Consider the following 25413-nt stretch of genomic DNA (forward strand, 5'->3'; position numbering starts at 1 on the left):
AATGAAACAAGCATTATTACAGAGTCCTAGACTGGATTTATTTCCATTTCAGATGGATGATCTTGTTGACATCTATCCTTGCGTCACCACAACTTTAACGCGTTATATGGCATGGGAGCCTGCTCAAAGCTTTGCAGAAATCGAACAGATTGGGCAAACATGGCTAATTGCAGAAAGCAACCATACGGATCGCCATTTTGTGTTACGTGATAAACGCGATCAGGTCTTTATTGGCTTAATTGGCATCCATCATTTAGATACCGCAACGCCCGAGTTAGGATTATGGATTCGAGAAGACTTTCACCAACAAGGCTTTGCTAAAGAAGCCATCTTAGAAGTTTTCCGTTGGGCTTCTGCCCATATCTCGGCCCAATATTTTTTATATCCTGTTGCCATCGAAAATCAGCCGAGTCGTAAACTGGCTGAATTTTTAGGAGGGACTGTTGCAGGATACAAAACTGAGCGGAAATATGAGGCCGTGATTTATCACATTCCGCCCTATCAAGATAATACGAATTAAAACCAGCCTTTGCGACCGGTTAATATTTCATCTGCACAGCGAAGCGTTTCCTGACTTAAGCCCCACAAACGATAATCCCCTGTTGCCGAGGTTACGTTAAAATTATGGGTATAAGCAAAACTCAGTTCACGATCAAAATCACACCAAGCACCTGAACCATTAAAGCCAACATGACCAAAGCCATGTGGTGCACGTTTGCCCATGGTGAGAATACGGTGATAGCCCAATCGCCAATGCATTGGAATTGGCATCACGCGATCACGCGCTTTGCTTTGTACCATACTGAGTTGCTTAAATACTTCTGGAAGAATGAGTTGTTGCCCCTGCCATTGCCCTTGATTGGCCAGCATCGCATATACTTTAGCCAAACTATCTGCAGTAAATACACCATTGGCTGCTGGAATAACGGCTTGTAATCCTTCATCGCTGTAGAAGCTAAAATTACGCATCCCCTTTGGGATCATAGCATCCTGAAAATCCTGTGGGTTTTGACCTGAAAGCTCTAATAACCGTTCTGATAAAGATGCTTTACGTGGTTGATTATTTTTCTTGGTTTGAGGTTTAGTTGAGGTAGGCGCTTTGGGTTTTAACAATAAACGTGCAACGCGATCTAATTCTGAAGCAGGCGTTCCAAAGTATGCCCCACCCAGTTCAAGAGGCTGTACAAGATAACGTTGCATTAACCAACTTAAAGGCTGCTTCGCTGCTTTCTCAATCACACCACCCAAAATCCAACCATAAGTCAAAGGCTGATAGGCAAAACTTTGTCCAGCTGCAAAACGTGGTGTTGCTGCTGCAACGACATCCAGCATGTGCGACCAATCCAGCATTTCTGTCGCAGCATCAATCATATTACGGATATCAAACAAGCCACTTTGATGCGATAAAACATGTCGTAACGTAATATTGGCTTTGCCGTTTTGAGTGAACTCAGGCCAGTAATGTGCAATGGGCTGATCGTACTCAAGTAACCCCTCACTCACCAAAATATGCGCAAGTGTTGCTAGAATACCTTTACCAGTTGAATAACACATCGCCAAGGTATTGGCTTGCCAATCTTCTTCTTGAGATTTTTTACCCGTAAAAATATCAACAACTTTTTGACCTTGGAAATACACCACCAATGCAGCACCACCTTGCTGGCTCCGCGCATCTTGTAGACGGCTGAATTGGCTAGCCAAGTCTATAAAGCGTTCATCAACACTGCCGTGATAATGATGTGTATCAGCAAATAGAATTTCTTTAATCAAAGCTCAATTCCTTATGATATTTATGTTTTTATAATATCCCTGTTGCGAACAACAGGGATGATTTAACAAATACTAACGTATTAAAGTGCTTTTACTGTACCAGCGACATGCGGCTTTTTAGATTTCACATTACGGATTAAGAAATCTGTTTGCTTTGATTCAGCCGCAGTTAAAAACTCGACCGTTGAAGGTAAATACATTGGCAGTTTGAACCAAACATCTGCTTCATAAGCTGCTGGGAGCTCAATGCTCGCCAAAGCTTTTGCCTTGCTCCACATCCCATGTGCAATCGCCTGTTTAAAGCCAAATGCTTTTGCAGTCACAGCATGAATATGGATCAAGTTGAAGTCACCAGAAATCACCGCATAACGACGACCTGTATTTTCAGAAATCGCCCATTCTGCTTGTGGTTGATAAGCAGGTTCTTGCGTATCTTTCACTTTCTCAGTCGCTTTTTTCTCAGTTTTTTGACGCGATAAATACGTCGTTAAACTTTCCATGACGACTTCACCTGCAACTTTCGCAGTGGTAATGAAATCAAACTGTAAACCCTTGTCGTGTGGTTTCAACTCACCAAACTTACAAGACAGCGTAATTTGTTCATTCACAGCAATTTTGCGTGTTTGCTTGATCTGATTACGAATATGCACCAAGCCCAAGATCGCAAATGGGAAAGCTTCGCTGGTCATCATATGCATTTGCAGACTTTGAGACAGAACCGCTAAATAAATTGCAGGCACGAAACCATCATTTTTAAAACCACAAATCTCGTTATAGCTTTCTAAATGTTTGCTATCAATCTTAAGTGTATCCACCACATATTCAACTTGTGGCAGGACCTTCTCACCTTTTGGCTTTTTGAAAATGAGACCTTGAATGACTTTTGGATAAGCTAAATAAGGTTTTGGCAATTGACTAAAATGACGTGTATTCATAATAAACCTTTCAATATTTTTATAAAAAAGGGATGCACAAGCACCCCTCTTCAAAACCCTAATGCTTACGCACCTAACAAGCTTTGACCGCAGACACGAACAACGTTACCAGTTACACCAGTTGAACCCGTTGACGCGTACCAAGCAATTGCTTCTGCCACATCTACAGGTAAACCACCTTGGTTCATTGAGTTCATACGACGACCTGCTTCACGGATCGCGAATGGAATCGCAGCAGTCATTTGTGTTTCGATGAAACCAGGTGCAACAGCATTGATGGTAATACCATTCTTTAATGTCGGCGCAGTAAATTTAACCAAACCAATCACACCTGCTTTTGACACCGCATAGTTGGTTTGACCGAGGTTGCCCGCGATACCACTGATTGATGATACACAAACGATACGGCCATTTGCATTTAAACCATCATTAGAAAGTAAGTAATCGTTAACACGCTCAATTGCAGACAAGTTAATGTTAATTACAAGATCCCAAAGCTCTGGTTTCATGTTTGCCAAAGTTTTGTCACGGGTAATTCCAGCGTTATGAACAATAACGTCTACACCACCTTGTTTTGCTGCGGCAGTTTTAATTTTTTCACCCGCATCAGCAGCAGTAATGTCAATTGCCAATACTGAACCACCAATTGAACCAGCAACACGCTCAAGATCGGCTTGTTGTTGTGGAACATCTAAGCAAATAACATGTGCACCATCACGCGCCAATACATGAGCAATCGCTTCACCGATACCACGGCTCGCACCAGTCACTAATGCTGTTTTACCCGCAAGTGGCTTCGCCCAGTCCAAATCAAGCACATCTGCTTTAGAAACACGGATCACCTGACCTGATACATAAGCAGAACGTGGAGAAATCAAGAAACGCAAAGTTGATTCAAGGTTTGCTTCCGCACCTTGATCAACATAGACCACTTGTGCAGTAATACCTTTTTTGAATTCTTTACCAACAGACTTGATAAAACCTTCAAGTGCACGTTGTGCAATCGCTTGTTTTACTGTTTTGGCAGTTTCAGGTGTGGTACCAATCACGATCACACGACCTGAACTTGAGATTTGGCGTGCGATTGGATTAAAGAAGTTATACAACTCTTTTAACTGTTCAGAATCTTGAATACCAGAAGCATCAAATACAACCGCTTTAAATTTAGATTCTTTGTCATCTGCATTAAGAGGACGAAGATTTAAACCTACTTTTGCAGCAGTTTGTTGCAATTCAACATTATTGCCAACATAGCTATCGGCATGAATATTACTCAAAACTTGAGCAATCGCAGCAGAAACCGTACTTGAAGGTGCTGCGCCAAGCAATACCGCACCATTCACAACAGGTTGAGCACTTTCAAAACGATCTAGCGAAACTGGCGACGGTAAACCTAAATTTTTTACAACAAATTTACCTAAAGGTGATTGTGTAAATGCTTGGTATTGATCAGTCATGGTTATTATCTCTCATACAAATGAATTTGTTACAAACACATGAATCATGTTGGGATATGGCATGAAATCAATGTCTGATTGACTCATAGCAAATCATACTTGAGTTCATGTCTAGATGTCTTGACCCGAATGTGGTCTCAAGCGTCATTCTAGTCAATACAGCAGTATTGGAAATATGGTATGTTTGTACCAAGAATATCGCAATTATGCTTGGAAAAGCCTTATGAGCAAAACAACTCAAGAAAATCCAGCAGTCGAGACTTCTGCTACTGAGACTGTGTCAAATACATCAAAAGCAGCTTCTACTTCACGTAAAACTGCAAGCACAACTTCTAAAGCAGCAAGTACGACACAAAAAACAACTCGTACACGTACACCAAGTCGCAGTACGAGTGGTACAAAAAGTACTGCTTCTTCTACAACGACGAAAGCAGCTACAGCTAAAACAACCAAACCTTCTGTTCAACAGGATAAAACCATGAGCCAAAACACTGTGCGCCGTGTTGCCATTATCGGCGGTAACCGTATTCCTTTCGCTCGCTCTAACGGCGCTTATTTCACAGCTTCTAACATCGACATGTTTACGGCGGCGTTAAACGGTTTGGTTGAGCGCTTCAACCTGCAAGGTCAACGCCTAGGTGAAGTGGTTGCGGGTGCGGTATTAAAGCACAGCCGTGACTTCAACATGACACGTGAGTGTGTTTTAAATACTCAACTTGCACCAGAAACACCTGCTTATGACATTCAGCAAGCATGTGGTACTGGCTTACAAGCAGCGTTCTTGGTTGCAAACAAAATCGCTTTAGGTCAAATCGAAGTGGGTGTTGCTGGTGGTGTTGATACCACTTCTGATGCACCAATCGCTTTCGGTGATGGCTTACGTAAAGCACTCCTTGAGCTTAACATTGCAAAAACGGGTAAAGACCGTTTAAAAGCTTTAGCGAAAATCAATGTAAAAGATCTTATGGATGCGCCTAAAAATGGTGAACCACGTACTGGTTTATCAATGGGTGACCATCAAGCAATCACTGCGCTTGAATGGGGTATTGCACGTGAAGATCAAGACGCTTTAGCTGCATCTTCTCACCAAAAAATGGCAAAAGCATACGAAGAAGGTTTCTTCGATGACTTAATCACGCCATTCTTAGGTTTAAGCCGTGATAACAACTTACGTGCGGACTCTACTGCTGAGAAATTAGCAAAATTAAAGCCTGCATTTGGTAAAGGCGAAGCTGCAACCATGACAGCGGGTAACTCTACCCCGTTAACTGATGGTGCTTCATGTGTTCTTTTAGCTTCAGAAGAATGGGCTAAAGCAAATGGTCACGAAGTGCTTGCATACCTCACTTTCTCTGAAACTGCTGCGGTTGATTTCGTTGGCAAAAAAGAAGGCTTATTGATGGCCCCTGCTTATGCAGTCCCACGTATGCTTGAGCGTGCTGGCCTTAAACTTCAAGATTTCGACTACTATGAAATTCACGAAGCATTTGCATCACAAGTTCTTTCTACCTTGAAAGCTTGGGAAGATGAAAAATTCTGTAAAGAGCGTTTAGGCTTAGATGCACCTTTAGGTTCAATTGATCGTAGCAAGCTAAACATCAAAGGTTCTTCATTAGCTGCGGGTCACCCATTTGCTGCAACTGGTGGTCGTATCATCGCAACTGCTGCAAAAATCTTAAATCAAAAAGGTTCAGGTCGTATCCTTGTTTCGATCTGTGCTGCTGGTGGTCAAGGTGTAACGGCGATTATTGAAAAATAATCTCCAACCTGATCAAAAAAAGGGATTAAATCTTTGGATTTAGTCTCTTTTTTACATTTAAAACTACAAAAAATTCACCCATCTAAATTTAAACTTTGATTGACAATTGTTATTGGCCGCATGGATATTACCCATTGAACTAAGGTAACACGGACATAGCATCAGTTTATGAACAGTGACTAAAGCTGGGCAAGGATTTTCCGTAATTTTTATCTCTAAAATGCAAGAGCAAAGCCAGCCTATCTAATGTTAGTTAATATGAAGATATATTGATCAATTCAGGCTTAAAGCTAAACTATCTCGCCCGTTTAAACTTCACATAATAATCATTTAAAACTTTAATCGCGTGCTTGAGCTCTATAAGGTTTTCCTCAGTGTTGCCCAATCGCTCCACAAAACGTTGTGAATGAATTTCCAAATCGATCTTTTCATTAATTTGTAGTGCAATCCGAAACAGCTTTTCTAAATCATCAAATCGATCTAATTTTCGGTTTGAGAAATATTCCAAACGAAATCCTAATTCATTCAGCACCGCCCCATTCAGAATCGGCCCTTGTTCAGCATCAAAGCTCAAAGCATACTCTTTTAAAAATAACTGCTCTGGTGTTTCTTTCGAACTTTTGAATAGGTTGGTCAGTTGACTTAGCATTAATCGATCACATCACTCTATTTTTCGCTGATATTAAACCGCTAAAGATGCCAATCAAGCAACCTACACGTGATAACTCGCTATAAAAAAAGCATCTTTTTAAAAGATGCTTTCTCAACATTTACTTTCCATACTGCGTTTTTAAATATTCAACAATCTTGGCAGATTCAAACATTTTCACGCCTGTATTTGGATCAACTAAATATGGAACCTGAATATCTCGCCCCATCACCTCAACCACCTTTTCACGTTTGCCATTTGGCAGTGGAATATACTTACCTGGTTTTAAACGCAATACTGCTGGCCCCATGTCCTGCCAACGCTCTTTAGACACATTATGCAAAATATAGGGTAGTTCTAATTCCGTCAAAACTTCACGCACTAGACGTGTATAAGGGCTCGCCTCAAAGCTCCATAACTCTAAGAGCTGTGCTGGCGCTGAGCGCTCAACAATCTGCTGATTAATCCATACGCCACGCGCTGCATTGGCCACAGTCGCTAAAGCAGATACGTAAGGAAGTTTCGGATAGTGACTAAACTTCTTCGGCGTTTGTCCTGTTTTTCCATAATGTTTAAACAAATGATGAATAATCTGCTGTGATTTATATAACTGATCACCCGTATTTTCATCAATTAAAAAAGGAAATTGTCGTTTCCCACCTTTTTCTTTTACGATCTGGCGGTATTTTTGCCCGCCTTTAGGACATGGATAAATTTCTACATCCAAATTCAACAAGGTGATCACTTCACGGACACGGCGGCAAAACGGAGAACCTTCGAATTCATACAGCTTGAGTGCTTTTGCAGGTTGGTTTGGAAATGGCGTACCTGAGACGCCCCGCCCACCTTCAATCACACTTGCAAGCACAGATTGTAAAACCTTGAATTGATGGTTCACCATTTTCAGCATAGCGCTATCCTTTTAGCAGTCGACTAATTTTTCTTTTGCAATCACAATGCCGTTATTATCCGCATACAGATAATCGCCAGAATTGATCGTTACGCTGCCAAAATACAGTGTGATATCGACTTCACCTATGCCTTTACGATTACTTTTTTGCGGGATTGCAGCCAATGCATGTACGCCTAGATCCAATTCTGCAAGTGCATCAACATCACGTACACAGCCGTAGATCACTACGCCATTCCAGTGATGCTTCACCGCAGACTCAGCAATCAAATCCCCCATCAAAGCACAACGCATTGACGCCCCACCATCAACCACCAATACTTTACCCGTACCATCGGTTGCCAAGAGTTCTTTCACACGAGAGTTATCTTCAAAACACTTTACAGTGACCACTTGCCCGCCAAAGGTCTTACGTGCACCATAACTTTTAAAGAATTTACCATCTAATGACGGTATGACCACTTGCAGGTTTTTCTCAGGATTATCATCTAACAAATCACACGTTACGAAAGGGATCGTTGTCACTGAAATTCTCCATTATTTGCTTTGTTGTATGCTTAAATTGTCATAGAGTTTGAATGCAGCCGTCTGCGTTTGTGCTGCAAACAACATAGTATGCGCCAATTGCTCAGCTGTTACAGGTTTAAGTTTAAACGGTCTGGTCCATGTCTTTTCAACCAGCTTAAAAATGGTTTGAGCCATGTCTTCCAAAACCCTTACTTCACTACGTTTACCAATTAACAATGACGGCTGAAAGATCGATAGCTTATAAATTGACAAGCTTTTTAGGTAGTTTTCTAACTCACCTTTCACTTTATTATAAAAAACTGGTGAATTAGCATTCGCCCCCAACGCGCTCACCACTAATAAATGAATATTTTTATCCTGAATTAAATCAGCAAAATGAGCATTAATTTCATAATCAATCGCGTAAAATGCGTCTTTCGATCCTGCCTGTTTTATGGTGCTTCCCAAGCAGCTGAATGCATGTGTATAACCATTCACATCTTCGTCATTCAACAGTAGGAAATCTGCTAAAACCAGCTGATTAACTTTACTGTAAGCTTTTAATGTATCTGAATTTTTTCTGACAACCACAGTCACCACATCGAAGTCATCTGAGTGCTGTAACTCATCAATCAATGCTTGACCCACCAGTCCTGTCGCACCGATGACGATTGCCTTTTTATCACCTGTTTTCATTTTTATTTATTCCAATCAATGTCTAATGCTAATGTAACGGTTTCTTGCAACATTATCACCTGTTAAATGTACTTAAAAGTATCACAAGACTTGACTTCGGGGCTTAGTTTCATCAAAATATGGCACTTGTTTACGGGCTGGTGAATGTTGCTAATGTTTTATTGGTTTTAACTTCAGCCCGCCCAGACCAACTTATTTTCAAGGAGTGCACGAGTGGCAAACTCTGCTCAAGCTAAAAAACGTGCTCGTCAAAACGTTAAAGCACGTAAACACAACGCAAGCTTGCGTTCTATGGTTCGTACATACATCAAACGTACTGTAAATGCAATTGCTGCTGGTGATTATGCTACTGCTACAGAAGCTTATAAAACTGCTGTTCCAGTTATCGACCGTATGGCTGATAAAGGCATTATCCACAAAAATAAAGCTGCTCGTCATAAGAGCCGCTTAAACGCTCAAGTTAAAGCATTAGCTAACTAATTTGATGCATATAAAAAAGCCCGAATTTTCGGGCTTTTTTATTGTCTTTAATTTTTCACATAAGGCTGTAAACCTGTTCCCGCCTCTGTCACAATCTTGAGCAACTTCTGGCACAACGTATAACTCTCCTCCAACAACCCCAAATCACTTGCTCGAGCATTACTCTGCATCAATACCCCCTTATGATATTGATAACGTTGCTGCAAATACAACTGATCTTGGCTTAATGCCAGCATCATCAACTCAAAACGAAAATCCAAATCAATCTGAATACCCGATGGCATATCACCATAGGCCCACGCCTGTAATGTCTCCAATCGACCTTGCCCCAGATTTGAAAAAATAAACTCGATATAAGCATCCAGATTGGTGAAAAAATCTTGAATATCTGTTGGCGTATCCCAACGCCCCGTCAATGCAAAATGAGGCTCAGCATTGTTTTTCAATCCTATCCTTTTATGTACATCCATCGAACGCAGACGAAAAATCAAACGTTCAGGTAACTGCTGTTGCAATTGATCAGGAATAAAACGATCGGTAAAATCTATTGCGAAAGACAACATCGGACTGACTGTTAATTTTCTGAGTACCATTTTGAGTTGGTAAAAAATACCAACTTGTTTTTGGGTTAACAAAAAGCACCGATAGCCCGTATCTAACGCCAATTCAGGTCGACCAATATTGCCCCAATTTGAAATAAAATCATGCGCAACGTTAAATACGTCTAGCTTTAAATGCTGAGTATAACTTTGCTGTTCAAACCATTGGCTAATCAACTGCTCCGCTTCTGGCATGCTTTGTGGTGTTTGAAAATGATTAAGTTGCTTTTTGGGTTCAGCAATTGATTCAAGCACTTTAATTTTTAAAGGTTCTAATAAATACGGCTGCAACATATTTGAAACTGCATTTTCAGGCGATTGCAGCTCACCAATTGCCCACACATTATAATTTGGTTCATAAAAACCAATTCCCGTTTCATGAACGGTCTCATAAAACACCCGATAAACCGCATCGTTTTGTGCTTCATGCTCTAAAACATCAAGTTGCACACTAGCGCATAAACCCTGAGAAAATCGATCCTTAATTCCCTGCACCCACTGCTGTGTCTGTTCGGAAAAGTAGAGTTGATATTGCGGATCACAAATTTTGTCTGAAAAAAGATCCAACCAAGCCTGAAGGGTTTTACCATGCGTAGAAATATTGCGATATTGCTGATGAAGTTCAAAAGCAACTTGTTGTGAATCATCTTCTGCGGGGACTTTGCCTGTAAAAATTTCAGGCTCCCATAAATAAATTGTGTTTAATAACATCTTTTTATCCAATTATGCGTCAAGTTTCGCTTTTTATTTCCATATCATGACGAAAATTCATACATTTTAAAAGTACACTTTTATTATTTTTTTAACCTTAGCAAAAATCTATTCCAGATAAAAAATATGAAGCCCCGAAGAGCTTCATATCATCAATTTATGACATTCAGATAAAATTATGAAGGGTTTTGTGCCAACACCTTGGTTGCCACTGCTAAATTCTTCGCCGATAAACCCGCCAGCACCAGACTATTATTCATCACAGGAATGCTCCATTTTTGGTTGGCCCCATTAGTACAACGATAGCGGATTAAACGTGCACGATTATTACTTAAATAACCACCTTCCAAATCAAAACACTGATTCGACTGCTTAATTGCCTGTGTAACTGCATCAGTTTCCCATATCTGGCTGCTTGCACTGCTACATGGCAGCAAATTAATCACATTTCCTGCTGTAGTAGTTAAGCATTGATCAATATATTGCTTGTTATGAATTTTACCCAAAGCATCATATACCCACTTCTCCGAGTCATCACCCACACAACCTGTCGCTCCACTAATAAATGCATTCAATTGCCCATTACCCAATTTCTCGGCTTTTAAACAATTGGTTCGATTCATCAGACTTGTACTTGATGCAACATTCAGATCACCTTTCAGTTCCAGCTTTTCTATAAAGGCATGAAATGCATTTAATGCATCGGTATTTAAATTGGTGAGGTCTGAACGATATACATTGATCCAGCGATTTAAACGATACAGCTTAATTTGCTGTTGGGTATAACGCACCATTTCATTTTGGGCATCTACTGTTAGTTGATCTTTAAAAGTTCGGTATGAATCAAACAGCAGCTTAGATTCAGGGGAAAGATTTACCACTGCCTTATTTTTATTATCGAGTAAAGCCTGTTCTAACTGTGGCAATTCAATTGTTCTCAGGGCTGAGTATTCCGCCTCTTTACCAATCTCAACCGCTGGCGCTAAAGCCACCGTATTTAAGGGAATCGACATGCTAGAAAGCAATACCGCTGCTTGATTGGCTTTTTTACAATACAGATTCACTTGCTGCGGTGCTTCACTTTGCGCAAGATTGACATGGAACTTATTGGCATTGCTATTGGCATTCATACGTTGTGGTGCTAAAGCGATATTTTGGCTTGCACTGGCAAACTTCACATTCAACCAACAATTTGCTGTCGTCGCATTTGGATTGCCTTGTGGCAGGTCAAATACATTGCCCCAGTTCCCCTTCGCCGCAGGATAAATCAGGCCAACCTGCGCTTCAGGATCATATCCACCCAAAATCGTATACACAGGCACGCCAAACATTCTTGGTTTCAAATAATTGCCATCAGCTCGGTTATACCAAACATTGCTTGAATTTGGCGTCTTAGGCTGCGCAACTTCCATCACCCGTGTTGTTGCATTCCATTTTTTATAGCCTGTTGGTGAACTGGCATCCCACACGTAACGATCAAATGCTGGCTGAATTTTTAAATAAGTACTGTGCCCTGTGTAATGGGTATATTTAGAAATACTACTTGCTGTTGCGCCGCCCGACATCGCATCCCAGCCATAGGCATACTTGTTCAGGAAGTTTGGTACACCATTTGCACCATCGCCTAGGCTGGTATTGGTCCAATTGAGGTTACCGCGCATTTTATTTCTAAAAGCAATATAACCCCAACCACTATCCGCATGATGCGCGGCCCAAAACATATTATCCCCAACTGAACCAGGATAATGTCCAAGCCCATAGTGATGGCCGATCTCATGGCTAAATTCATTGCCCACTGAATCAATCAGGGTCAGCATGCCATTGCCACCGCTTAAGCCATGAGTTGCCTCACCATTGCTATATTTGCCGCGTGCATAATGTGCTACAACACTTTGAGTGATTTGTGGTTGTTCTTGACTCGCCATTGAGGCACTGGTGATTCCCCAATTGGCCAAGTTAATACCTACACCAAAGGTCGATTTAGCGGTATTTTCGCGCATATCACCACTATAAACATCGCCTGTGGTAGCACTCACCGCATCATAAATGACACCACTGGCCACCATGACTTTATTCAGCTTTAAATCATCGTATTTGGTGACAATCATCCGAGCAGCAGGAATAGTCTGGAAATAATCTGTGCCTGCCTTTGCAGGTTCAAGCAACATATAATGACCTGTTGACTTTGGCGGATCGGTTAATAAACCCAAACGAATATTCTGTACCACCAATTCACCCGGCGCGGCTAAATCAATATTGTCCGCAGTTAAATCACCACTACGATTATTCAGTGGATCAATCACTCGAAGATGTAAACCTGCACGAATCTCACTCCACTTTAATGCAACCGTCCACGCTCTTTTCGAGTAGCTAACAGGTGGACGTCCATCGGTATTTGACTGATCAGAAGCTGCTATTCTCGACGGCTCTTTCAACTTAACAGTTCTGAGCAATTGATTGCCTTGATAAATTTCAACTTGTAGTTTTTTTAGATCACCCATCTCTGCCAATGGTGTTACCAGCAGCAATGCATCTTTTTCTGTGGTTAACCGTGGCATTGAATCTTTTTCATTATTTTTAGGATTGACCACATGACTTTGTGCAAATTGCAACATGGCAGCAAAACTGCCATTCAAATCATTACGTAATAATCTTGGTAGCCCAAGTTTATCGTAATCATAAAAGCCCAATACCGTTTCATCGATTAAGTCTTTACGTGGTTCAGGATACTTTTCCATCACAGGAGGAATAGTTGGTGTTTCTGTACTGCTACCCCCACCTTGATTCGGTGTTTCTGGCTGAATATTGCCTGAACCATTATTGCCATTATTTGGTATTTCTGGTGTTGTGTTCCCAGAACCATTATTCGGTGTCTCTGGTATGGTAGTTCCTGAACCAGTATTACCACCGTTTGGTATTTCAGGTGTGATATTCCCAGAAGTATTGCCGCCCGTATTTGGTACCTCTGGCAAAGTGTTGTCAGAGCCGTTATTACCGGTATTCGGTAATTCAGGTACTGTATTCCCTGAACCATTATTTGGTGTTTCAGGTGAACCATCACCTGGTAATTCATTGGTTCCATCACCAGGGGTTGCAGTTATATTTCCACCTGTAGTTGTATTATCATTTTTAGGCGGTTCAGTATTATTGGTTGTATTTGAATGGTCCGCTCCACCGCCGCCACAAGCGACCAGCATGATTGATAACAAACAAACTGTTAAATGTTTAAGTTGTAATTGCATCACATTTCCCCAAGAAAAACTTGATAAATTATCGTTAATGAAAAATTAAGTTAATTGGTTAAAATTAATATAAATCATGTATTTATATATACTATCAGCTAAAACTGCAAAGGGGGATTAATTTTTAAAAAACAAGAAAACACAGCAGCTTAGATAAAAAAGCGACTTTTATATGTCTAAATCCTAGTTTATTTTTTATTTTATAATTTTTTAAAATCTTGAATGATTAACTCTTCACGCTTGCCGCGCCAAATCCATTTTAACTTGCTACTCCCAAAATCCTCCCCCTCAAACCACACAAATAAACCCTCCATCATGTCTGGCCAATCTGTTTGTTCAATTTGATTTTTACCAGAAATCACCGCAACAATGGCAGCAAGAATCGTGTCATGGCTTACCGCCAAACTGAGGCCATTCTGTTGTGTCGGATGGGTATGATAAAGCAATTCCAATACATCAAAGACACCAGTAATGGGATGTTTCATGCCTGGCAAAGCATTATTCACAAAACTATTAATAAAACCTAGCGCACCCTGTTTACGGAAATAAGGCGCTGCCTGCTGTATGTCCAAAACGAAACTACCTGGCTCAACCAATAAACGTTGCTCAACAATTTCAATTTGATGTGTATTGACTGCTTTACGCGTCTCGTCTGCACCTTCAATCATTAAGGCAGCTGTATCGACACAGCGCTGTATCGGACTGGAAATGCAATGTTGAATGGCACGATCCGTATTGCGGATGAGATATTCACCCCATGCATAAGCCAGATCACGACCTTGTTCCGTCAGCTGCAAATCATAGCCAGCCAAACCCTGCCCATTCACCAATTCACGTAAAGAGTGGCGCGTAAATAAAGTCACAGGTGTTGAAGCATCAGGAAGTAAATCAATTGCTTCAAACATACTTTTGGGCAATAAGTGCAGAGTCATATTCACATACAAACTTTAATTTAACTCACTATAGCATGAGCCATATAACTCTCAATCTAAAATGCCAGAACGGCTTAGCGCATCATATGCAATATTTTTGCAATGCTGATCACGATAAGCGATAAAGCCACCATTCAACACCGTCTCGCGTTGATTATAGAGAAAAGGTTTTTCATCCAAGGTCATCAAGCCACCACCAATACTTTCAAGCAAAGCTTGTCCTGAGCTGGTATCCCATTCTGAGGTTGGATGGAAACGAGGGTAAATATCAATTTCCCCTTCCAGCATCATACAAAACTTATAAGCACTGCCTGCTTCACGACGCTCTACCTGACGATTCTGTAAGATCGGCTCGATAAAGTTTTTATACTTTGGATTTTTACTATTATGGCTTAAACCAATTTGCAGCGGAGCCGCCAGATCATGATCTTCAAGCTGATATTGGAACCATTCTTGTCGGCTAAAACTATATTTATAAGGTAATTGTGAGGTATGTCCGATATACATGACCTGCTCGCATGGCACTGCAATAATGGCAAATATGGTCTGGTGACCGTCAATCAAACTTAGATTAATTGTGAATTCATCGCGCTCATGAATAAACTCTTTGGTGCCATCTAATGGATCAAGCATCCAGCAGCGTTGCCATGCCGTACGCGCTGAATAATCACTTTCTTCAGATAATACGGGTAATTGCGGCGTAACTGTCGCTAAGTGCTTTAATAAAAAATGATTTACTTTTAAATCTGCTTGAGTGACAGGTGAATCATCACTTTTTTCCTGAATATTAAACTCGCAACCTGCACAATAACTTTGGTATTCTTCCAACAATATTTGACTGGCCTGCGCCATGATCGGAACAAGTTGAGAAATTAACTGATCTTGTGGGACAAGCGTTTTAATAAACATAGACCAACCTTATGTCATATTCAGATTTACAGCAGCAGCCTATTGCCATGTTTGACATGGACGGCACATTACTCGATTTAGCCTTTGATGATTTCATTTGGAATCATTGTTTGCCAGAGCGTCATGCCCAAGTCCATCAATGCACACTTGAGCAAAGCCAACAGACACTCTTTCAATTCTACCAACAACATAAGCATACACTATCTTGGTATTCTTCGGCGTATTGGACGGCTAAAGTTGGAGTCGATGTCTTACAACTTCAATATGAACACCGTGAAAAAATTCGTGCTCGTGTAGGTTGCCATCAACTGTTACAGCAACTGAAGGCCCTAGGTTATCGTTGCTGGTTACTGACCAATGCAGATCAAGCTGGACTACAGCTTAAACTTGAAAATGTCGAACTGAGCCCATACTTTGAACTTATGATCAGCAGTGAACAACTCGGGCATGCCAAAGAGGACGTTGCATTTTGGCAAAAATTGCAGCAACGACATCCATTTGATCCAGCACAAGCGGTCTTTATTGATGACACCGTTGCCGTGCTAAAAGGTGCAGAAGATTTTGGTATCACCCAACTGTTCAGTATTCTTCAACCTTCTAGCAATAAACCAGCAAGACTTTCAACTGAACTGCCGTACCCTGCACTCGATCAGCTCACTGAACTCTTTGATTATCTTGAAACCAACACACAGGTAACAGATGCCAAAACAGCATGAAGCAACAAGCATGGATAGCATGCGTATTGATAAATGGCTTTGGGTCGCACGTTTTTTTAAAACCCGTTCGATTTCCAAAGCTGCAATTGAAGGTGGCAAAGTCCATCACAATAATGATCGCGTTAAAGTCTCCAGAGATGTCCGCATTGGAATGGAGCTGACCATTCAACAAGGTTTTGAGAAAAAAACGGTGGTTGTGAAGGCACTTTCTGCCGTCCGTGGTGGCGCACCTGCCGCCCAATTGCTTTATGAAGAAACCACAGAAAGTATTGAGCGTAGAGAGTTGCATGCCTCACAACGAAAATTGCATAATCTAGCCCGACCAGATCACCGACCAAGTAAAAAAGATCGTCGTGATATCAATCGTTTTAAGCAAGAAAATGTCCAATCTTGGTCTTATCATGATGAATAGATTAGATCGATATTTTCTATTTTTGGATGCGTCATCTCGTGTCGCATAGACACAGATCAGATGTAGAATAAACAACGAGAATCTGCCACTATACTCAAGTCCCAACAAGTTGAGATTCAATACATCCACTTGGGTTAGTCGTTAAGAAATAAAGTTTTGAGGTTTTGAGATGGATGATAATAAAAGTAAAGCGCTACAAGCTGCCTTAGGTCAGATTGAAAAGCAATTTGGCAAAAATACGGTGATGCGCTTAGGTGATAACACCGTATTAGCAGTTGAAGCTGTTTCTACAGGTTCTTTAACATTAGATATCGCATTAGGGATTGGCGGATTACCTAAGGGTCGTATTGTTGAAATTTACGGTCCTGAATCATCAGGTAAAACCACCATGACATTGCAAGCGATTGCACAATGTCAAAAGAATGGCGGTACATGTGCATTTATCGATGCTGAACATGCCTTAGACCCTGAATATGCGCGCAAGCTTGGCGTAGATATTGATAACCTATTGGTTTCACAACCAGACCATGGTGAACAAGCATTAGAAATTGCTGATATGTTGGTTCGTTCAGGTGCAATTGATCTGATTGTTGTCGACTCCGTGGCTGCATTGACACCTAAAGCTGAGATTGAAGGCGAAATGGGTGATTCACACATGGGCTTACAAGCACGTTTGATGAGTCAGGCATTGCGTAAAATCACAGGTAATGCAAAGCGTTCTAACTGTATGGTGATCTTCATTAACCAAATCCGTATGAAGATTGGTGTAATGTTTGGTAGCCCAGAAACAACGACTGGTGGTAATGCACTTAAATTCTATGCATCTGTACGTTTAGACATTCGTCGTATCGGTGCTGTGAAAGAAGGCGATGAAATCACAGGTAACGAAACACGCGTTAAAGTTGTTAAAAATAAAATGGCGCCTCCGTTCAAAGAAGCGGTATTCCAAATTATGTACGGCCGAGGTACCAACCAGTTGGGTGAGCTTGTTGATTTAGCCGTTCAACAAGATATCGTTCAAAAAGCAGGTGCTTGGTATTCATACCAAGGTAATAAAATTGGGCAAGGTAAAAATAATGTGATTCGTCATTTCGAAGAGAATCCATTAATGGCTCAAGAAATTGAAAAAATCATTCGTGAACAGCTTCTCACCAAGAACAAAAATGAAGCAGCGCAAAATGAGATTGAAGAAGAACCAGATTTACTAGAAATCTAAACTGAAACGCCCTTCGGGGCGTTTTTTTAATGAGGAACGTATGTTTAATTCAGATCAAACCGAGAAACCCAAAACGCTCACTGGGCAACGATTACGTTCTTATGCTTTTGCCCTGCTTACGCGTCGTGATTATTCAAAAGCTGAATTAATTACCAAACTGAATCTTTATGCAATCAATCCAGATGAAGTGGCAAACCTTGTTGAAGAGTTAGCACAACAAAACTATCAGAGCGATCAACGCGTTGCCGAACTCACCCTCGCCAGCCAAATTAGAAAAGGCAAAGGTTTACAACGAATCAAACAGGCTTTGAAAGCAAAACAACTGGATGCGGAGCTGATTGTAGAAGAACTTCAAGAAGTGAACTGGCTCGATCAAGCCTATCAGCTCAAAGTTAAAAAATTTGGAGAAGAAGTCGCAACCGACCCAAAAATCAAAGCAAAACAAGTTCGATTTTTACAATATCGTGGTTTTGATATGGGCGTAATTATGAAAGCGATTGCTCGAACGAGCGAAGAGGAATAAATGGTGGCAGCCCTACCAGCATGACTTCGGCACATCATAGTTCTACTACCGTTGCTACCTTCCGGTCCTGGCGGGGTTCGTAGAGTACAATTGCGAAGCTACCAGCAGGGCTACCATTGCCTGACAAAGTATAGAGATTTTTGCCTGAGTTGCAAGACTTGTCTCTGTTTTTAAGTGAGTTTTCAGTTCAACTGCCTAATTCCTCATCAATCGCTATATATTTGTTATCTATTTACTTTCAAGGCGTGCAAACATTAAACAACAACCCATCATTTTCCTTCAAAAGTGCTTGAAGATTGTAAATGCTTATTGCATTTAAATGAGTTGCTGTTTTAATGGCTTAATCAAAAATCTATATCTGGTGTGTTGCAAGTAAAACCTGATGCTTGTTCGACCACAGCTTTATATTTCAACTTATGGATGAATTTTTATGCTAAAAAAGCATTCCGTACTTTTTATTGCCCTGCTCAGCAGTGCGCATTTATATGCCAATGTTCCAATTGAATCGCGCTCTTTGAGCCAACAACAAGCCAATAATGTTGTTGCTGGTACTCCTAGTTTAAACTGGGAAATCATGCAAAAGAACCAGAAGCTTGAAGAAGAAATACGTAAATTACGCGGTCAACTTGAAGAACATGACAATGCGATCGAGCAATTGAAAAAAGAATTGACCAATCGCTATACCGATCTTGATCAGCGTTTAGAGTTACTGTCACAAAAAATTGATCCGCCAGAAGAAAATACCGAAGCTCAAGATCAGACAGCTGCAACAGGAACTGCCAATGCTGAGACAGCAGCACCTGTAATCGCTCCGACAGCGCCTGCGCAGCAACAAACAGCACCTGCTAAAGCACAGCCCGCTGCGGATCAACCACCTGCAAATACCGCCACAACGAGCAATACCACCAATCAAATCGAGTTAGAAAAAGCAGCCTATACTGTTGCGCTTGATGCATACAAACAAGGTGGTGCAAAAAAAGCCATCCAGCCGATGCAAAACTTCATCAAAAATCACCCGAATGGTATTTATGTGGGGAATGCATATTTCTGGCTTGCTGAATTCTACCTAGCCGTTGAACCAGTAGACTATAAAGCTGCAAAGCAGAACTACAATATTGTGGCGACTCGCTATCCAAACTCAGCAAAAGCATCTCGTGCGGTTTATCAGTTGTATAGCATTGCCAAAGAGGTCGATAAAAATACGGCCCTTGCAAATCAATACAAAAGCAAATTAATCAGCCAATATCCACAATCTGAAGAAGCTAAATTTATTCAGAAGAAATAATTTATAGCGCCCATAAAAAAAGCCAGTTTAAACAAACTGGCTTTTTTTATGCTTAGAACAAACTTATTTGATCTTTGCCTGTGATTTTAAGTATTCAGTATAGTCTTCCAACACCTGCTGACCACGGAACTGTTGATAAAGCCTATTCAACTCTTGCAACTGTTCTGCTGGTAATGTACTAGCTACACTGCTATTTACATTTGAAACAGCAACGATCACCAATTCATTTGGCAATTTCGCCGTCGTCGCAGACCATAAACCTTCTTTGCTTGGCGCTGGAATACTAAATGCTGCACGCTCAATCGGACGTTTTAAACCTTGTGAACGAGCAAATGTACCTGCATTTTCAAAAGTGACTTGTGATTTTGCAACAACCTGAGCAGCTGGTAGCATTTTAAAATCAGCAAGGATTGTTGCAATTTTCGCTTGAGCTGCTTTATATGCTTTCGCTTCGATCACCTTTGCTTTCACTTCAGCTGTCGCTTGCTCTAGAGGTTTTACACCTGCTGCATGATAATTACGGACTTTAATCCAGACCGTATCGCCATTAGCCAACTGAATGTTTGACGAAGCATTACGATCGCCATTCTTCACGTCATCATTGAATAGTTTCGCTTTAACACTCAAATCACTTAAATATGGATTATCTGTCGCTAAAGTTACATCATTTGCAGATTCAATACGCGCACCCTTCACTTCCTGTGCAACCACGTCTAATGAATCAGCCCCAACAACCATTTCATTCAGGTTATTGACTGTATCACTGAATAAATTCGCTGCTTTAGATTTTTCAACCTCGGCAGTTAAACGCGCTTTTTCTGATTCAAATGATGGTAGTTTTACCATTGGCGATTCAGCTTCAATGATGTGATAACCATATTGTGTTTTAACAGGTTTCGAAATTTCACCATTTTTTAATGCATTCACTGCATTATCAAAATCTGTCGAGAATGCACCAGGTGCATAAGCTTCAACCAAACCACCTTGAGTCTTCGAAGTTGGATCATCCGAGAACTGAGCAGCAGCGTCTGCGAATGTCATACCAGCCTGAATTTTTGCATAGACATCATTGGCAAGTTTTTGTGCAGCCGCATCATCACGCGCATCAGTGGTGATTAAAATATGCTTAACCTGACGCTTAATTGCTTTTTTCTGTTCATCTACAAAAGCAGTATACGCCTGCTGTAAATCTGCCTCAGTCACTGCAAGATTTGCTTTAGGCAATAATGCTGGTGTTAAAACCACATAATCAACATCGACACTGGCAACTTGCTTAAATTCATTTTTATGCTTGTTGTAGTAGTCTGCAATTTCTTGATTTGAAGCAGTCACACCTTTTTTGTAATCATCTAACTTAATACTTGCCAAGTGCAATGTACGTTGTTCAGTTTGTAAATTCGCTAACTGCTGCACATCAGACTTACTCACCAATGCATAATCCATCAATGATGTAGAAATCATTTTAAGTGCATGGTCTTGGCGTAAGCTGGCAATCAATGCTTGGTTGGTCATGCCAACAGAGCGCAAATAGTTTTCATATAATTTTTGAGAGAATTGACCATTTTCTTGAAAGCTTGGCTGTTGAGCTAACATTTGCTCAAGTTGCACATCACTTAAAGTCAAACCCAATTTCTCAGCTTGCTGTTGCAACAAACTACGCGCAACAAGTGCATCTAATGCTTTTTCCTGAATAACAGGCAAGTTTAAAAGAGATTCATCACCTTTCACCAATGACAAATATTGATCTTTATAGTTCTTGGTTGCACTTTCTAATTCTTTATTAGAAATATCTTGACCGTTTACTGATTTCGCAACGTCTGCTTTATTGCTACCACTAAAATACCCTTCTATACCGACAAGTGCTAAAGGAGTCAAAAACAAAACTAACAGGACTTTGCCAAGCCAACCCTTAATGAGAGTACGAAACGATTCCATAAGAATTCCAATATTTTATTTCGGGGCAATTTTAACTGAAAAACAAAGACGAATGAATGGAGAATAAAGATCAAATTAACTTTTTCATTCAATAAATAAAAAACGCACCCTAAATGGTGCGTTTATTGATTTAAAAAGATTACGCAACCGAATCTTTTAAACCCTTACCAGCTTTGAAGCTAGGTACTTTGCTTGCTTTGATTTGCAGTTCTTCACCAGTTTTAGGGTTACGACCTGTACGAGCAGCTCGTTCTTTAACGCTGAAAGTACCGAAACCAACTAAAGTAACCGTGTCACCTTTCTTAAGTGCTTCAGTGATTGACGCGATTGTCGCATCGAGTGCCTTACCAGCATCCGATTTAGACACTCCCCCTTTTTCAGCAATCGCATCAATTAATTCTGATTTATTCATGATAAAAAATATCCTCTTAATATCGTTTGTTAAGATCCAAGGCTATAGTTTAAAAGGCCATGACGCCTTTATAGCAATGCTTTGGGGGAGAACGCAATACTAGAAAGACCTTTTAATTAAAATAAATACTGAAATACGACATAAACAGACGAGTTACCTGCCATTTTTTTACTTTTTATTCAATTTGGCCTTCAATTGATTATTTTCTTCGATTAAAGCGTCCACCTTAATATGCAACTGTACAAGAAGCTGTTCGATGTGCTGAAGATCCTTTGGTGTGACCAAACCGATACGGTTGAGTGAATGATTCACACCGGTATCCAGAATCTTCTCAACTTTGTCTTTGGTATCTGTCACAGACTCTTTGGCTTTCTCTGTCACCTTACCGACAGTATTGTCTGCGAAATCGACCGTTTTAGATTCCAGTTCTTCTCCCACCTTGACCAGCGAGTCAAACAATTTATTTCCTTCTTCTTCTGCACGTGAAAAAGCACCTAAACCCGCAAGCCAAATTTGTTGTGTATATTTTTTGAAATCCAGCGCAGATTTCTTAGAACTCTTTGATTTTTGCTTAGTTTTTACTTCAGCTTCTTCGTTAGGATTTTCTATATTTGAGTTATCCATTGACCATTGCTCCTAAGCACTTTACAAACAGTATGTCGTATTTAACCATAAAAATGTTTTTATAATATCAAAGTTAAGACTTGATCGTTTTAAAAAACTGTTCTACAAAGCAATAAAGTCATGTAAATTATTTTTAACAATTGAGTAAGGATACTCAAGTTTACGGACGATATTGTTTCACAACGCTATTGGTAAGGAAAAAGAGATCTATGAGTGATACGCAACAAAGACATAAACATCCCCATTTGTTGCTAAACATTGTCATCATTGTTTTAGAAACTTTTTTCTCCTTCATCCTTACACACGATGCGGCATTACGCCTGCAAGCCCAAAAATTGATCAATCGCAACATGACGATTCGAATCAATAGCTATATCCCTTTTTTCGATTTTTATATTCAATTTACCGAAAAGGGTCTTTTATTTGATATGAAAGCACTCGATCGGACCATTGATTTAGAAATTAATAGCACACTCATCGATCTGATTAAGATTTTTGTGTTTAACAATCAGCGTAGCATCACCAATATGCGTATCTTGGGTGACTCTGCACTGGCAGAAGAATTTCTAGACTTACTCCCCCATCTCACACTCACAAGTATTTTTGCAAATTGGAAACAATGGTTTAGCCTATTTAACGATGAAGCTGAAGCAGCTGCATCTCAGCAACGTATTGCCCCACTTTTAGATAAAATCGATCAGCAACGCACCGAAATCAACACTTTACTGGTGGAAGTAAAGCAATATCAAAACCGTATTCATCGCCTGCAAAAGCGTCAACGCTTGATTAATATTAGCTTCGCGGTATTCAGCTTTATTTTCATTGCCTTTTTTGTTTATAATACGTGGATACAATAATTCCAATATATTTCACTTTTCACGCTGATATTGGCAATTTAAAACTTGACTATTTTAGTCGGAATTCATAAAATTTAGACATCTAGTCTAACCATGTGTACCGAATCATGCGTCTTACAACTCGCGGTCGTTACGCAGTGACTGCTCTACTTGATTTAGCTTTGCAGCCAACTGAACAAACGATCACGCTTGCGGAAATAGCAGCACGCCAATCCATTTCAGTCGCTTATTTAGAACAGTTATTCGCAAAACTTAAACGTCATGGGTTAGTTTCAAGCGTTCGTGGTGCAAATGGTGGCTATCACCTTGCGCGCACTGCAAGTGAAATCACCGTGCTAGAAATTATCGAAGCTGTAAATGAAACTGTTGATGCAACCCGTTGTGACCACAAAGGCAACTGCCAGAATGGTGCAATGTGTTTAACGCACGACTTATGGCAAGAACTCTCCCACCATATTGCCGATTATCTCGCAAAAATCACACTTGCTGACTTAATTGCGCGTGACAACGTTCAAACTGTTGCTCTACGCCAGAATTCACCAAGTTTAGATTCAGCCCTTCTATCGGTTACAGGTATTTGACATGAAACGTCCAATTTATCTTGATTACGCAGCAACCACTCCTGTACTGCCTGAAGTTGCAGAACGTATGGTGGAGTGTTTAACGTTCGAAGGAACTTTTGGTAACCCTGCGTCACGTTCACATGCTTATGGTTGGCAAGCCGAAGAAAAAGCTGAATATGCGCGTGAGCAAGTTGCAAACTTAATTAAAGCAGATCCACGTGAAATCGTCTGGACTTCAGGTGCAACTGAATCTGACAACCTTGCATTAAAAGGGATTGCTCAGTTCTACGGTTCAAAAGGCAAACACATCATTACAAGTAAAATCGAGCACAAAGCTGTGTTAGATCCTTGCCGTGAGCTAGAAGAACAAGGTTTCGAAATTACATATTTAGAGCCAGAACCACGTACAGGTTTAATTACACCTGAAATGGTGAAAGCAGCTTTACGTCCAGATACGATTCTTGTATCCCTCATGATGGTGAACAATGAAATCGGTACCGTAACAGACGTTGCTGCAATTGGTGAATTAACACGTGCCAATAAAACATTCTTCCACGTCGATGCTGCTCAAGCAGCAGGTAAAGTTGAAATTGATCTTTCAACCATGAAAGTCGACTTGATGAGTTTCTCTGGTCACAAAATTTATGGTCCTAAAGGTATTGGCGCACTTTTCGTTCGCCGTAGCCCACGTGTTCGCTTAAAAGCACAAATGCACGGTGGTGGTCATGAACGTGGTATGCGTTCTGGTACTTTAGCGACACACCAAATTGTTGGTATGGGTGAAGCTTTTGAAATTGCAGGCAAAACAATGCAAGCAGAGCAAGAGCGCATTCGTAAATTACGCGACAAGCTTTGGAATGGCTTACAAGACCTTGAACAAGTGTTCTTGAACGGCCACCCGACTCAAAACGTTGCAAACTATCTAAATGTGAGCTTCAACTTCGTTGAAGGTGAGTCATTGATGATGGCGCTGAAAGACGTTGCTGTTTCAAGCGGTTCAGCATGTACATCTGCAACTTTAGAGCCTTCATACGTTTTACGTGCGTTAGGCTTATCTGATGAGTTAGCACATAGTTCAATTCGTTTTAGTTTTGGTAAATACACAACTGAAGCTGATATTGATCACGTGTTAACAATTACCAAAGCTGCAGTTGAGAAATTGCGTGAACTTTCTCCGCTTTGGGATATGTACAAAGAAGGTATCGACCTTTCAACAGTTGAATGGGCTGAACACTAATTCATTGAACCCTCAATTGAAAAACGTGTTTTTACCCTCATATTAATATTAGGCTGACCCCGAGGTTTGGAGAAGCA

General features: G+C 40.6%; 25 protein-coding genes and 1 other RNA gene. 11 read left to right on the forward strand and 15 right to left on the reverse strand.

The window, feature by feature from the left end; all coding sequences use genetic code 11:
- The first annotated feature begins 1 nt into the window (after position 1).
- The gene (locus tag MMO42_RS03470; RefSeq protein ID WP_241319342.1) at positions 2–520 is read left to right on the forward strand and encodes a GNAT family N-acetyltransferase; all 519 of its coding nucleotides are present in this window, start codon (positions 2–4) and stop codon (positions 518–520) included.
- Here MMO42_RS03470 and MMO42_RS03475 read toward each other — a convergent pair.
- The 3 genes from MMO42_RS03475 to MMO42_RS03485 form a co-directional block, all read right to left on the reverse strand.
- The gene (locus tag MMO42_RS03475) at positions 517–1770 is read right to left on the reverse strand and encodes a beta-lactamase family protein (RefSeq protein WP_241319343.1); all 1254 of its coding nucleotides are present in this window, start codon (positions 1768–1770) and stop codon (positions 517–519) included. The genes MMO42_RS03470 and MMO42_RS03475 overlap by 4 nt on opposite strands.
- 80 nt (positions 1771–1850) lie before the next feature.
- Complete coding sequence (locus MMO42_RS03480; RefSeq protein ID WP_241319344.1) at positions 1851–2705, reverse strand: MaoC/PaaZ C-terminal domain-containing protein; 855 nt, start codon at positions 2703–2705, stop codon at positions 1851–1853.
- Positions 2706–2770: 65 nt separating this feature from the next.
- Complete coding sequence (locus MMO42_RS03485; protein ID WP_005293176.1) at positions 2771–4162, reverse strand: 3-oxoacyl-ACP reductase; 1392 nt, start codon at positions 4160–4162, stop codon at positions 2771–2773.
- Positions 4163–4385: 223 nt separating this feature from the next.
- Here MMO42_RS03485 and MMO42_RS03490 point away from each other — a divergent pair, with 223 nt between their 5' ends.
- Positions 4386–5921: an acetyl-CoA C-acetyltransferase gene (locus MMO42_RS03490; protein ID WP_241319345.1), complete on the forward strand. Its 1536-nt coding sequence runs from the start codon at positions 4386–4388 to the stop codon at positions 5919–5921.
- Positions 5922–6216: 295 nt separating this feature from the next.
- Here MMO42_RS03490 and MMO42_RS03495 read toward each other — a convergent pair whose 3' ends face one another.
- From MMO42_RS03495 to MMO42_RS03510, 4 genes are all read right to left on the reverse strand, one after another.
- Complete coding sequence (locus MMO42_RS03495) at positions 6217–6570, reverse strand: hypothetical protein (protein ID WP_241319346.1); 354 nt, start codon at positions 6568–6570, stop codon at positions 6217–6219.
- 121 nt (positions 6571–6691) lie between these two features.
- Positions 6692–7480 carry a glutathione S-transferase N-terminal domain-containing protein gene (locus MMO42_RS03500; RefSeq protein ID WP_241319347.1) on the reverse strand — a complete coding sequence of 263 codons (789 nt, stop codon included), beginning with the start codon at positions 7478–7480 and terminating at the stop codon, positions 6692–6694.
- Positions 7481–7492: 12 nt separating this feature from the next.
- Positions 7493–8005, reverse strand: coding sequence for a ribonuclease E activity regulator RraA (gene rraA, locus MMO42_RS03505; protein ID WP_005293167.1), 513 nt, complete (start codon positions 8003–8005; stop codon positions 7493–7495).
- Positions 8006–8017: 12 nt separating this feature from the next.
- The gene (locus MMO42_RS03510) at positions 8018–8683 is read right to left on the reverse strand and encodes an NAD(P)H-binding protein (RefSeq protein ID WP_241319348.1); all 666 of its coding nucleotides are present in this window, start codon (positions 8681–8683) and stop codon (positions 8018–8020) included.
- A 213-nt stretch (positions 8684–8896) separates the two neighbouring features.
- On the opposite strand from MMO42_RS03510, the gene rpsT reads away from it, so the two are divergent.
- A complete protein-coding gene (gene rpsT, locus MMO42_RS03515; protein ID WP_004652997.1) occupies positions 8897–9163 on the forward strand; it encodes a 30S ribosomal protein S20 in 267 nt (88 codons plus the stop codon).
- A gap of 47 nt (positions 9164–9210) precedes the next feature.
- Here the strand turns inward: rpsT and MMO42_RS03520 are convergent, their stop codons facing one another.
- The 4 genes from MMO42_RS03520 to MMO42_RS03535 form a co-directional block, all read right to left on the reverse strand.
- Positions 9211–10473 (reverse strand): hypothetical protein, encoded by a 1263-nt coding sequence (locus MMO42_RS03520; protein ID WP_241319349.1) that lies wholly within the window; start codon positions 10471–10473, stop codon positions 9211–9213.
- A 176-nt stretch (positions 10474–10649) separates the two neighbouring features.
- On the reverse strand, positions 10650–13715 hold the full coding sequence (locus MMO42_RS03525; protein ID WP_241319350.1) for a M66 family metalloprotease: 3066 nt from the start codon (positions 13713–13715) through the stop codon (positions 10650–10652).
- Between the two features lie 200 nt (positions 13716–13915).
- Positions 13916–14647, reverse strand: a complete 732-nt coding sequence (locus MMO42_RS03530; RefSeq protein ID WP_005293157.1) for a phosphoglycerate mutase family protein — start codon at positions 14645–14647, stop codon at positions 13916–13918.
- Between the two features lie 51 nt (positions 14648–14698).
- Positions 14699–15556 carry a 3'(2'),5'-bisphosphate nucleotidase CysQ gene (locus tag MMO42_RS03535; protein ID WP_241319351.1) on the reverse strand — a complete coding sequence of 286 codons (858 nt, stop codon included), beginning with the start codon at positions 15554–15556 and terminating at the stop codon, positions 14699–14701.
- An 11-nt stretch (positions 15557–15567) separates the two neighbouring features.
- Between MMO42_RS03535 and MMO42_RS03540 the strand changes: the two genes are divergently transcribed.
- From MMO42_RS03540 to MMO42_RS03555, 4 genes are all read left to right on the forward strand, one after another.
- Complete coding sequence (locus tag MMO42_RS03540; protein WP_241319352.1) at positions 15568–16272, forward strand: HAD-IA family hydrolase; 705 nt, start codon at positions 15568–15570, stop codon at positions 16270–16272.
- Entirely contained in the window at positions 16256–16684 is a 429-nt protein-coding gene (locus MMO42_RS03545; RefSeq protein ID WP_241319353.1) for a S4 domain-containing protein, read from the forward strand. Before MMO42_RS03540 ends, MMO42_RS03545 begins: the two co-directional genes overlap by 17 nt.
- Positions 16685–16853: 169 nt before the next feature.
- On the forward strand, positions 16854–17900 hold the full coding sequence (gene recA, locus MMO42_RS03550) for a recombinase RecA (RefSeq protein ID WP_004807961.1): 1047 nt from the start codon (positions 16854–16856) through the stop codon (positions 17898–17900).
- A gap of 40 nt (positions 17901–17940) precedes the next feature.
- The gene (locus tag MMO42_RS03555) at positions 17941–18423 is read left to right on the forward strand and encodes a regulatory protein RecX (protein ID WP_005293144.1); all 483 of its coding nucleotides are present in this window, start codon (positions 17941–17943) and stop codon (positions 18421–18423) included.
- Between the two features lie 10 nt (positions 18424–18433).
- Here MMO42_RS03555 and ffs read toward each other — a convergent pair.
- Positions 18434–18530: signal recognition particle sRNA small type (ffs, locus tag MMO42_RS03560), an RNA gene on the reverse strand.
- Positions 18531–18853: 323 nt separating this feature from the next.
- On the opposite strand from ffs, the gene MMO42_RS03565 reads away from it, so the two are divergent.
- Positions 18854–19708, forward strand: a complete 855-nt coding sequence (locus tag MMO42_RS03565; RefSeq protein ID WP_241319354.1) for a YbgF trimerization domain-containing protein — start codon at positions 18854–18856, stop codon at positions 19706–19708.
- Positions 19709–19771: 63 nt separating this feature from the next.
- Here MMO42_RS03565 and MMO42_RS03570 read toward each other — a convergent pair whose 3' ends face one another.
- The 3 genes from MMO42_RS03570 to MMO42_RS03580 form a co-directional block, all read right to left on the reverse strand.
- Positions 19772–21643 (reverse strand): SurA N-terminal domain-containing protein, encoded by a 1872-nt coding sequence (locus MMO42_RS03570; protein ID WP_241319355.1) that lies wholly within the window; start codon positions 21641–21643, stop codon positions 19772–19774.
- A 139-nt stretch (positions 21644–21782) separates the two neighbouring features.
- Positions 21783–22055 carry an HU family DNA-binding protein gene (locus MMO42_RS03575; protein WP_004639426.1) on the reverse strand — a complete coding sequence of 91 codons (273 nt, stop codon included), beginning with the start codon at positions 22053–22055 and terminating at the stop codon, positions 21783–21785.
- A 168-nt stretch (positions 22056–22223) separates the two neighbouring features.
- Positions 22224–22679, reverse strand: coding sequence for a phasin family protein (locus tag MMO42_RS03580; RefSeq protein WP_005152136.1), 456 nt, complete (start codon positions 22677–22679; stop codon positions 22224–22226).
- Positions 22680–22888: 209 nt separating this feature from the next.
- Between MMO42_RS03580 and MMO42_RS03585 the strand changes: the two genes are divergently transcribed.
- The 3 genes from MMO42_RS03585 (at position 22889) to MMO42_RS03595 (ending at position 25336) form a co-directional block, all read left to right on the forward strand.
- Entirely contained in the window at positions 22889–23536 is a 648-nt protein-coding gene (locus tag MMO42_RS03585) for a hypothetical protein (protein WP_005293137.1), read from the forward strand.
- A 107-nt stretch (positions 23537–23643) separates the two neighbouring features.
- Positions 23644–24117 (forward strand): Rrf2 family transcriptional regulator, encoded by a 474-nt coding sequence (locus MMO42_RS03590; RefSeq protein ID WP_004807972.1) that lies wholly within the window; start codon positions 23644–23646, stop codon positions 24115–24117.
- Between the two features lies 1 nt (position 24118).
- Positions 24119–25336: an IscS subfamily cysteine desulfurase gene (locus tag MMO42_RS03595; RefSeq protein WP_004807975.1), complete on the forward strand. Its 1218-nt coding sequence runs from the start codon at positions 24119–24121 to the stop codon at positions 25334–25336.
- The last annotated feature ends 77 nt before the right edge of the window (positions 25337–25413 follow it).

This window comes from Acinetobacter sp. ANC 3882, assembly GCF_022549545.1.
Classification (GTDB): domain Bacteria; phylum Pseudomonadota; class Gammaproteobacteria; order Pseudomonadales; family Moraxellaceae; genus Acinetobacter.